The organism is Peptoniphilus asaccharolyticus DSM 20463, from assembly GCF_900176115.1.
Taxonomy (GTDB): domain Bacteria; phylum Bacillota; class Clostridia; order Tissierellales; family Peptoniphilaceae; genus Peptoniphilus; species Peptoniphilus asaccharolyticus.
The window spans coordinates 1,327,696-1,339,058 of the sequence record NZ_FWWR01000009.1 but is presented as its reverse complement, the minus strand read 5'-3'; the positions used below and the strand labels follow the sequence as shown (position 1 = coordinate 1,339,058).

The 11,363-nt window shown below is 33.7% G+C and carries 7 protein-coding genes, 1 pseudogene and 1 riboswitch; of the genes and pseudogenes, 4 read left to right on the top strand and 4 right to left on the bottom strand.

Features of this window, described 5'->3' with window-relative positions; translation table 11 throughout:
- Positions 1 to 74: 74 nt before the first annotated feature.
- Positions 75 to 1,280: an MFS transporter gene (locus tag B8869_RS07550; protein ID WP_084231012.1), complete on the bottom strand. Its 1,206-nt coding sequence runs from the start codon at positions 1,278 to 1,280 to the stop codon at positions 75 to 77.
- 200 nt (positions 1,281 to 1,480) lie between these two features.
- A riboswitch (TPP riboswitch) is annotated at positions 1,481 to 1,578 on the top strand.
- A 42-nt stretch (positions 1,579 to 1,620) separates the two neighbouring features.
- Between B8869_RS07550 and thiM the strand changes: the two genes are divergently transcribed.
- From thiM to thiW, 3 genes are read left to right on the top strand one after another with little or no spacing between them, the layout of a single operon-like run.
- Complete coding sequence (gene thiM / locus B8869_RS07545; protein ID WP_084231011.1) at positions 1,621 to 2,418, top strand: hydroxyethylthiazole kinase; 798 nt, start codon at positions 1,621 to 1,623, stop codon at positions 2,416 to 2,418.
- Complete coding sequence (gene thiE, locus B8869_RS07540; RefSeq protein ID WP_084231010.1) at positions 2,405 to 3,052, top strand: thiamine phosphate synthase; 648 nt, start codon at positions 2,405 to 2,407, stop codon at positions 3,050 to 3,052. The genes thiM and thiE overlap by 14 nt, the downstream gene beginning before the upstream one ends.
- Positions 3,042 to 3,548, top strand: a complete 507-nt coding sequence (gene thiW, locus B8869_RS07535; protein WP_084231009.1) for an energy coupling factor transporter S component ThiW — start codon at positions 3,042 to 3,044, stop codon at positions 3,546 to 3,548. Before thiE ends, thiW begins: the two co-directional genes overlap by 11 nt.
- A gap of 66 nt (positions 3,549 to 3,614) precedes the next feature.
- Here thiW and B8869_RS07530 read toward each other — a convergent pair whose 3' ends face one another.
- From B8869_RS07530 to B8869_RS07520, 3 genes and pseudogenes are all read right to left on the bottom strand, one after another.
- Positions 3,615 to 4,763 (bottom strand): iron-containing alcohol dehydrogenase, encoded by a 1,149-nt coding sequence (locus tag B8869_RS07530; RefSeq protein ID WP_084231008.1) that lies wholly within the window; start codon positions 4,761 to 4,763, stop codon positions 3,615 to 3,617.
- A 266-nt stretch (positions 4,764 to 5,029) separates the two neighbouring features.
- A pseudogene (locus B8869_RS07525) lies at positions 5,030 to 6,018 on the bottom strand (IS30 family transposase).
- A gap of 187 nt (positions 6,019 to 6,205) precedes the next feature.
- Entirely contained in the window at positions 6,206 to 7,843 is a 1,638-nt protein-coding gene (locus tag B8869_RS07520) for a tryptophanase (RefSeq protein ID WP_084231007.1), read from the bottom strand.
- A gap of 573 nt (positions 7,844 to 8,416) precedes the next feature.
- Here B8869_RS07520 and B8869_RS07515 point away from each other — a divergent pair.
- Complete coding sequence (locus B8869_RS07515) at positions 8,417 to 11,290, top strand: insulinase family protein (RefSeq protein WP_084231006.1); 2,874 nt, start codon at positions 8,417 to 8,419, stop codon at positions 11,288 to 11,290.
- Positions 11,291 to 11,363 lie beyond the last annotated feature (73 nt).

Here is an 11,363-nt window from a genome sequence, read left to right as displayed (position 1 = left end):
ATAAATATTCTTAGTTTTAGGTTTAGTTTTTATAACAATTTGTCTAAGAAATGGCATTTATAATTCATCTTACCTTAAAAATCTTCTTTCCTAACAAATATACAAAGCCCATAGAAAACTATCGCCAATATTTGAACTGCTATCGAAACCACTACCAAGTAAGTTATATTTACATCGTAGAGGTACCCCAGTATCCAACTTTCCAAAAACCAAGCCACTCCAAATCCCGTTTCAAAAATCCCAAAACCCATACTCCTTGAAGATTTTGGAATTATCTTGCTGACCTCTGCTTTCATAATGCTTTCTTGAGCACCCATTCCAATCCCCCACAGAACAACACCTGTGATTATCATAGGCTTACTTGCTGTCAAAAATATAAATGCAGAGAAAAACGCACTCAAAAAAGTAGACGCTATAAGAGCCTTGAGACCAACCTTGTCAAATAGCCACCCAAAAAACAGAGCCACTATTGCATCCACTGCCATTGCCAGCGCATATAACAAACTCAAATTTGAAATATCAAACACGTTTACCCTTGCAACATGAAACGTTATAATTGTGAAGTCTGCAAATCCAAATGCAAATAGGCAAATTGCAACCATATATAATACAAATGACTTTTGAAAACTAAACTCCTTATGCTCCTCAACTTCCTTTTCAAATATTTCTGGATTATGGTATTTTAATTTTGCCAAGAGAACCAAACTTATAGTTATAACAGCCGGAGTTCCCAAAACTATAAAACACAATCTATAAGTTGACATCAAATCATCTGTTCCCTTTATAATATTTATTAAAAATAAAATCACAGGCCCTATAAAAGCGCCCAATTGATCTAAAAATTCTTGATATGCAAATCCCTTTCCAACTCCAATTTCACTTGCTGCAAAACTTACCAAAGTATTCTTAGCCGGTTTTTTAATTGCCTTTCCTATTCGTTCAAGCGCTATTAATACACAAGCTATTATCCATCCTTGCTCGGGAACAAATGCAAGAGCTGGTATAGCTAAAACTTGCAACGAATACCCAACTATGATTATCGTCCAATACTTTTTCGTCTTATCAGCAATAAAGCCCGAAACTATCCTAAGAGAATAACCTAATAGCTCTCCTATCCCAGATACAAAACCTATAGTGGTTGCAGACGCACCTGTTAAATTTAAAAATTCTCCCAATATACTTCTTGCACCTTCGTGTGTCATGTCCGAAAACAAACTGACTATTCCCATTAAGAAGATAAATGCCATTGCACTTGAAACAACTTTTTTATTACCTTTCATATACAACCCTCTTTTTGATATAAGTTTAAGTCCATCTTACCACTTATTTGTAAAAAGTCTGTAAATCCAACTACTTTATTATAAATATCGTAAAACAATTGAATTTCATTATTCCTGTTGAACAAAATTTCCCTTCTAATTATTTTTGTTTCACTCATTACTATTTTCATATTTCAATTTATAAAAATCTATGGTAGTATGGTGACATGCAGGGGGACTCTTTGAGTTGAGAAGGTTAAAACCTGACCCTTAGAACCTGTCGGTTAACACCGTGGAAGGAAGCATCTATCTATTTTTGTGCTTACTCCCACTGGGAGTATTTTTTATTTTAGGAGAATTTATGGAAAATATATTTAAAACAGAACTTAAAACCATAAGAGAAAATAGACCTCTAATTGAATGTCTGACTAATAATGTAACTATAAATGACGTGGCAAATGCCATACTTGCCATTGGCGCATCACCTATAATGGCACAATCAGTTTTAGAACTTGAAGATATTATTAAAAACTCAGGTGCTCTCTATGTCAATATAGGCGGAATATCAGAAGATTCTTTAAATGAAATAAGATTTGCTGCAAAAATGGCTGATAAATACAAAAAACCTATAGTGTTTGATGCCGTTGGAGCGGGAAGTTCAAAAATAAGAAATGAATTCACAGATGAATTTATTAAAAATAACTTGGCTATAATCCATGGCAACTATTCAGAAATATCTTACATAGTAAATAAATCGCTTAACTCAAAAGGCGTTGATGCCTCTATTGACGAATCTGTTTCCATGTCAGAGATTGCATTAAAAGCTAGTCAAATTACAAATTCTGTTATAGTAGCAACCGGAAAAGTAGACTATGTTACAGATGGCAAAGTCTGTTACTCAATTGAAAATGGTGTTGAAGAAATGCAATTAGTGACAGGATGCGGTTGTATGTTGACGGGTCTACTTGCTTCAGGCGCGGCAGTTACTGAAAATTATTTGGACTCCGCTCTCACAATCACAACTCTTATGTCAATTGCCGGAGAACTTGCAAAGAAAGGTATGAGAGGTTTAGGCGATTTTCACATAAACTTAATCAATCATCTTTCAACAATCAACTATATCGACTTAAAGGACGGTGCTAAAATTGAAAAATGTTGACTACTCAATCTATCTTGTCACAGATAGAAATTTAATTAATGGACACAGCTTATTAGATGCCGTTGAAGAATCTCTACTCGGTGGTGTAAGACTTGTTCAACTTCGTGAGAAAGATACCTCAACAAGAGATTTTTTAAATTTGGCTATTGATTTAAAAGCTCTTTGTCACAAATACAATGCCAAACTGTTAATCAACGACAGAGTTGATATAGCCCTTGCTATCGATGCAGATGGAGTACATCTCGGTCAAACAGATATGCCAGCTGATATAGCAAGAAAGCTACTTGGAGAAGATAAAATCATAGGAGTTAGCACTCAGACAATAGCTATGGCTAAAGAAGCAGAATTAATGGGCGCCGACTACATAGGAGTTGGAGCAGTGTTCTCTACCAACACTAAAAAGGTTACTCACGATATGAATACTCAAATTTTAAAATCAATTTCTGAGTCTGTAAATATACCCGTAGTAGCAATTGGCGGAATAAATAGAAGTACTATTGAATTTTTAAATGAAATTAATGTGGATGGCTATGCAATTGTAACTGGGATTCTAATGGCAGAGGATAAAAAATCAGAAACCGAATTTTTATTACAAAAATATAGAGAAAATACGAGGTCTTTTAATGAAATCTAAATCAGTAAAGAAAATGATATTAGCCGCGTTGTTTGCTTCAATCAACATAGCAATTTCAAGTGTTGCTTTTATAACCAACTTTGTTCCTTTTCAACACACTACAAATGTTATTGGTGCTGTATTTTTAGGACCAACCTACAATTTAGCACAGGCATTTATAAGTGCAACTATAAGAGTTTTTATCCTTGGCAGACCTTTCACTGCTTACACCGGAGCTGTGTTTGGAGCTGTTCTCTCTGCAGTAGTTTATAAAAAAACAAAGTCTCTTTTAGGAGCTGCTCTTGGAGAAGTTTTTGGCACTGGTGTTATAGGCGCTCTAATATCTTACTATCCAATGAAATACTTATTCATCTATCCAAGTATAAACTTGGAGCATGAACCATTTTGGTTCTTTATGCCAATGTGGATTCCGGCAACTATAACTGGAAGTATAGTCGTGTTAATAATATTAAAGATACTTTTGAGTTCAAAAGTTTTTAAAAATCTTCTCTCTTAAATGAAAATATAATATCTTCAATCAAAAAAGATAGTGCCGATTAAAGCACTATCTTCTTTTTTTATTTTAGAAATCTATTTTTTCTCCGTAGTATGCAGCTGTATAAATTTTCTTTATATCTTCTGGGCTTGTCTTTCTTGGATTTGTCAAAGTACAAGCATCTGCAAATGCATTAGCTGACATCTCATCTAATACTTCAAGGAATTTAGCTTCTTCAATAACAGTATTCTTTCCGTCTTTAATATTTAAAGTAAGTCCTACTGCTTCGTTAAGTTTTCTAACTTCTTCAGCTATATCATCTATTCTCAAAACATCTTCAAGCATAGAATATCTGTCGCTTTCTTTTCTGTTGTAATCGATTATATAAGGTAACATAATTGCATTGGCTTCTCCATGTGTTAAGTGGAAGATTCCGCCAATTTTATGTGCCATACTGTGTACTATTCCCAAAGAGCAATTTGAGAATGCCATACCTGCAAGAGTTGATGCGTCATGCATCTTAGTTCTTGCTTCCATGTCATCACCATTTTTAACTGCTCTTTCAAGATATCCTAAAACTAACTCAACCGCTCTTATTGCCAAAGGAGTTGTGTAATCATCAGCTGCAGTTGATGCTATAGCTTCTATAGCATGTGTCATAACGTCCATACCTGTTTGAGCTGTGATAAGTGGTGGCATTTTTTGTGGAAGTCTTGGATCTATAATTGCCATGTCTGGTACAAAGTCAGGATGTACTAATGGATATTTAATTTGTTTTACTGGGTCAGTTATTACTGAAAAAGCTGTAATTTCAGAAGCTGTTCCAGAAGTTGATGGAATACATACCATTCTTGCTTTTTGTTTTAGTGGTGGGTTGTCAAAAGAAACTAATTTTTCGAAATCATAGTTAGGGTGTTCATAGAATACCCACATAGCTTTTGCAGCATCCATTGCTGAACCACCGCCAATGGCAACTATCCAATCAGGTCCGAATTCTTCCATTTTCTTTCCGCCAGCTAAACATTCTTCTACTGTAGGATCAGGATTAACTCCATCTATAAGTTGAGTTTCAAAGCCAGCATCTTCTAATATCTTAGTAACTTCATCTAAAAATCCAAATCGTTTCATTGAACTTCCGCCAGTTACTAAAGTAGCTTTCTTACCTTTCAAAGTAGCTAATACTTCTAATGCATTTTCTCCGTGTACAATTTTATTAGGTACGCTAAACATTGCCATAATATTCCTCCTCATATATAAAACGTTTTCTAATATGTTAAAAGTTTAACATATTCCCCAACTATTTTAAAGTACTTTTTAATATATTTTTTTAGCTATGTCCATTGAGTAAACTATATATTATAAATTAAATTTACATTTATATAAAAAGGCCACTACATTTGCGTAGTGACCTTTTATTTTTATCTGGCTCTATAATATCTGTTGGGGAGTAAATCCCTAACAGATATTTTTATGCAGACGAATTGTCAAATCAAATGCAACACCTATGGTAAGAGACCAAAAAGTTCTTCTTTAGGTGTTTTATATTTTATACATTTTCTAGGTCTATTATTCATTAAACTTAAGTTATAATTTAATTCATCAATATTCACTTCTGATAAATCCATACCCTTAGGATAAAACTCCCTCAAAAGTCCGTTACTATTTTCATTTGTACCTTTTTGCCATGCACAATAGGGATCACAAAAATAAGTTTTGCATCCTAATTCTTTTTCTATTTTCTCAAATTCTGAAAATTCTTTACCTCTATCAAAGGTTATTGTTTTTACTAATTCTTTTGGATAATCTTTTAATGCATTTATTATTGCTGGTGTTACGCTTTCCGACTTTCTATTTTCAACTAGGATTGCTATATAATATCTAGATTTTCTTTCTGCTAAAGTTACGAAACAACATCTACTTTTCCTTTTATGATCTAATCTGCCTGATTCCACTGTATCTGCTTCCCAGTGGCCTAATTCTTGCCTTCTGTATATCTCTTTAGGTCTTTTCTTAATTGTTCTACCTTTATCATTGAATTTTCCTCTTTTTTCTGCTGGCCTTTTAAATTTAGCTTTTCTTCTCAAATTTTTCATACTAGTTTTTGGTCAGCTTTTTGGTCGTGTATCATTCTATATATCGTTGATGTAGATGGTAATTCATGAATCTCATTTGTGTTTCTATTTGATATTTGTTCAGGGGACCAATGTTCGTTAATCTTTACAGTTAAATAATCAATAACATCTTTAGAAAATTTACTTTTTCTATGGCAGTCTTTTCTTCTATCAATATATTTATCATTTGCCTTTATCGGAAAGTACTTAGTGTAACTTCCCCTACTAACTTTTATCTTAGATGAATTTCTTTTAATTTCTCTAGATATTGTACTAGGTGACCTTTTAAGTGCGTGTGCAATTTTCCTTATACTCATTCCTAAATTTAAAAATTGGTAAATACAAGATCTTTCTTCTATGGTAAGATGGTTATAGCTCATAGTTAATCACTCCTTTTAATATGTTTTGTTTGGTCACTTACATATTAACACAGCTGATTAGCTATGAGTTTATTTATGTTGCACTTGTTATGATAAATTATCTATTAAAATCTCATCCTCTGCATTACAGAAAAGATGAGATTTGAGGTTGGTTTTATTTGACAATTCGTCTTAATTAAAATTTATTCTATTTCTCTTCGTTTGGATATGGTTCCAAGAATGCGTGGAAATGACGCATTGGAAGAGTGTGACCTTTAGTTATTCTCATGTTTGGAATAGATTCACGGTCTTCATAAAGAGCCTTCACAGCAGCTATTACATAATCTAAGTGTTCTTTTGAGTAAACACTTCTATTGATTGCAAATCTTACTACGTTTGCAACTTCAGCTTGTTGTTCAGGAGTCTTTAGGTCATATTCCATAGAATAGTCTCCAAGTTCAGCAACTCTGATTCCGTAACGACGGATAAGTTCCAAACTGAAACCTTCTCCGGCAAATGTATCATGTCCTCTCTTGCCATCGAAGAATTCGTCCATGTTGATGTATACACCATGTCCACCTGCAGGAATTACAACACCTTTTACTCCAGCGTTGAAGAAACCTTCTGCAAGATAGTTACATTGGTCGATACGTTCTTCAAGATAGTTAACGTTTAGACATTCATATAAACCTGCTGCAAGAGCCATGATGTCACGTCCTGACATTCCACCGTAAGAGTCATTACCATAAGAAGAAATTTGTTTAACTTTTAGCAATATACCTACGTCTGTCTTAACTGTTCCGTCTTCGTTGAAATCTGAGAATTTCTTCCAGAAGTATCCTTTATCACGGAAAGCTAAGATACCACCCATGTTAGAGTGTCCGTCCTTCTTAAGTGAAGCTGTGAAACCATCACAATAAGAGAACATTTCTTTAGCTATTTCAGCAATTGATTTGTCTTCATAGCCATCTTCATTCATCTTGATGAAGTAGCAGTTTTCTGCCCATCTTGCAGCATCAAGCATAAATGGAATTTCATATTTATGAGCAAGTTCAGAAGTTTCTCTGATACTCTTCATAGAAACAGCTTGTCCACAGATAGTATTGTTTGTAATTGTAGTGTAAATCATTGGAATGTTTTCAATACCAACTGCATCTATAAGTTGTTGAAGTTTTTCAATGTCCATATCACCTTTGAAAGGATTCTTTTCATAACGTCCGTTTTCTGGAACTTCATATAATAATTCTTTGTTGTATAGGTTACGAGGAACTGAACCCATTTGTTTGATGTTTCCTTCAGTTGTATCGAAGTGTCCATTTGAAGGAATTGTGAATACTTTTCCTGGTTCACGTTGAGCTAATATCTTACGAACTATTTCAAATAAGATAGATTCTGCTGCACGGCCTTGTGGCATAAGGAATGCATTTGGACGTTCAAGTTGAGCTGCCCCACCGTTGAAAAGTCCACCTTCATATTCACATAAGTACATTTCGTCCATCATTTTTTCTATGTCTTGGCAGTCTGTTCTAACCAAGTCTATAATTTTCTTTTGATCGTCGCCACGTTCAAAACAGTCACGCATTGCATCTAAAAGTACATAGTAACCTTTGTTTCTTCCGTAAGATTCATCGCCTAAGAACAATGATGACCATTGTTGATCTGTCATGGCTGTTGTACCAGAGTCAGATAACATATCTACAGTTAGCATACCTGCTGGGAATGCAAATTCATTGTAGTGAGTTTCTTTCAAAGCTCTTTCACGTTGTTCAATAGTAACATTTGGGATATTACGCTTTACGTAAGAAAAAGAGCGTGGTGTTGGTACATTTAGTGGATATTCTTTCATTTTTATACTGACCTCCTAAAATTTTGACTTTCGTCTTTCTCAGAGGATACCCCGGTTGTCGAAATAATCGATTAGCGGACAGTATACTACTCTAACTAACTTTTGAATATCTAAAGCAAAACTACATTTTGCAAACGATACCTATTCGTTTGCATGTCCAATATATCGCTTAATTTAAACGATTTATCTATTTGGTTATTCTACTTTATAAACCGATTTTATCATCTAGTTTACTAACTTGTCAATAAATTAAAAATTTATCAAAGTTTGCCTTGTTGTGAAAATTTATGTATACAAATTGCCATTTTATTGACTTCTAGGCTTTCGGCTTTACAATAATTTAATTAATTCTCAATTTATTTTTTACTGTTTATTCATATAGATTAATTTTCATATTATACCACTATAGACAACAGACAAAATATTTTTGAGACTATACTTGCTTTTAATTTAACTTTGATTTTTAAATTTATTATATCTAAAGATATCTTATTTTTAATAATATTTCAATTCTCTAAACTCTTTGCCAACACACTCTTTTAATGGGTATAATATAGAAATTAGGAGGAATATATGTACAAACTTTTAAAAGAAGAAATGATCGATGAAGTGTCTTCTAAGGCACTATATTTTATACACGAAAAAACTAAAGCCCAAGTGCTTGTACTATCTAATGATGATGAAAATAAAGCTTTTGGAATTGGTTTTAAAACAATCCCCGAAGACTCAACTGGTGTAGCTCACATTGCAGAACACTCTGTGCTATCCGGTTCAAGAAAATATAGAACAAAAGAACCTTTTATGGATCTTATCAAGTCAAGTCAGCAAACTTTCTTAAATGCCATGACTTATCCAGATAAGACCATATACCCTGTCAGCTCAAGAAATGAAAAAGACTTCTACAACTTGATGGATGTGTACTTAGATGCGGTTTTCTATCCAAGAATGTATGAAGTTAAAGAAATTTTTGAACAAGAGGGTTGGCACTATGAAATGGAAAAAGACTCTCCGCTTTCAATCAACGGAGTTGTTTACAATGAAATGAAAGGTGTCTACTCAGATCCTCAATCCATTGTGTCCGACACGCTAACTTTCAACCTACATCCAAATTCAACTTATGGTGTTGACTCAGGTGGAGCTCCAAAAGAAATTCCAAACTTAACTTATGAAAACTTTTTAAATTTCCACAAGAAATTCTACCACCCATCAAATTCATATATATATCTCTACGGAAATATGGACTATGAAGAAGTTTTGAAGTTTATAGAGGATAACTATTTGAATTCTTTTGAGTTCTCAAATGTAGACTCAGAAATAAAATTAAACCAACCACTCGAAAAAACAGTTTTTGTAAAAGAAACTTATGCAGCCACTCAAGCGGAAGTTGAAAAGAAAAATGACTATGTTGGATTCGGCTGGTGCGTTGGAAAGAGTTTGAACCCTCAAGATTTATTTATGAGAAACTTCTTATCTGAATTGTTGGTAAATTCAGATTCAGCACCTATAAAACAAGATGTGTTGAGCTCTGGTTTCGCTGAAGATGTTTGGGCTGAAAATTCAACCTCACTCACTCTTGACCTATCAATCGTGGCTAAGAACACAGGCGGAAAAAGTGCAGAAGAATTTAGAGACTTCCTATACAACTCACTTGAAAATATAGTTTCAAATGGTATAGACAAAGACTTGCTACTTGCCACATTTAACAAATTTGAATTTGCATATCGTGAAGGTGGCGGAATTCAAAAGGCAATTATCTACTATATAAGATCTCTAAACACTTGGCTTTATGGAGAAAACCCTATTGATGGATTAAAAGCTCTTTCTGTAATAGAGAACTTGAGAAATAAAATAGATACAGATTTCTTTGAAGAATATATCAAAAAACATTTATTGGAAAATAAATACTCTGTCGGTGTTCAAGTTGTGGCAGATGCAGACAAAAATGAGATAGAAACAAATGAGTTAAAAGATAAACTTGAAACTATCAAGTCTTCTATGTCCGATGAAGAAGTGGATGAAATTATATCTAATCACAAAAATTTAGTTGAATACCAACTAAGAGAAGATACGGAAGAAGATAAAAACACAATACCATCTCTTGAAATTTCAGATATAAAAGAAGGCATTGAGCATCTTGAAAGCGAAAAATTTGAAGAAGAATATGGAACTCTTCTGTTCAATCCTCAACCTACAAACGGAATCTCATATTTGACAATTTCCTTCCCTGCTGAACACATAAGCATAGAAGATTTGCCAACTATGAACCTTCTTAGCGAGCTATTTGGAAAAGTTTCAACAGATAAGTACCACTATTCTAATCTAGATACTGAAATCTATAAAATCATGGGTGGTTTTGGAACAGGTCTTGCAACTTATAAAGACTATACTAAAGAAAATGAATTCAAATCCAGATTTGAAGCTTCAATAAAGACACTTGATTTAAACTTCGAAAAATCAATTGACCTTGCAAAAGAAATTCTGCTAAATTCAAAATTTGATGATAAGAAGAGAATTAAAGAATTAGTCCTACTTCAAAAATCATATATAGAAGCGGCAATTCTTCAAAGCGGCCATTCAATAGCAGCCGAAGTAGTTAAGAGTTATTTTTCAAAACTCTCTGCCTACAACCAAATTTCAGGCGGATTCAACTACTACTTCTACCTTGCTGATTTAGTAGACAACTTCGATTCTGAATGGGATAACTTAAGTGCCAAACTTAAAGAACTATCCATTAAACTTATTAACGCTTCAGACGTTGTGGTAAATCTAACTTCCGATGACAGCGCTAAAAAATCAAAAGTTGCTGAATTCTTAAACGTGCTACCTAAAGAAGAATATAGCCCCGTGGAATTTGAGTTCACTCCTTGTGCAAAGAACCAAGGCTTTACAACTTCCGCAAATGTAAATTATGTTTCTAAAGGATACAATCTAAAAGAGTTTGGCGTAAACTACTCCGGAATAATGCCAGTGCTTGGAAATATACTTTCAGCAGATTTCCTACACAACCAAATTCGTGCAAAAGGTGGAGCTTACGGAGCTGGAGTTAGATTCTCTATGTCAGATGATATAGTTACCTATTCATATAGAGACCCTAACTTAGAAAAAACTGTGGAAGTTTACGACAAGATGTCTGAATATATAGACTCACTTAACTTATCAGAAGAAGACCTTAAAAACTATATCATAGGAACTATGAATGCATTCGACCCACTACTTGGTGCAGCTGAAAAAGGAAGCGCAAACTTCAGTAGATTTATGACTAATCTAACAGAAGAAATGGTGGCTGAGTTCAAAGAGCAAGCTCTAAACACTAAACTATCCGATATAAAAGCTCTTAGCAGTGCAATCAAACAAGCAATGGATAAAAATTACGTTGCAGCCATAGGTTCAAAAGAGATGATAGAGGCAAGCGACCTATTCAAAGAAAAAATTGAACTTAAAAGATAAAATCTGACTAAGAACAAATTAGATAAAAGACAAGTCCAAATGGATTTGTCTTTTTTATTTAAATTATTGAGTT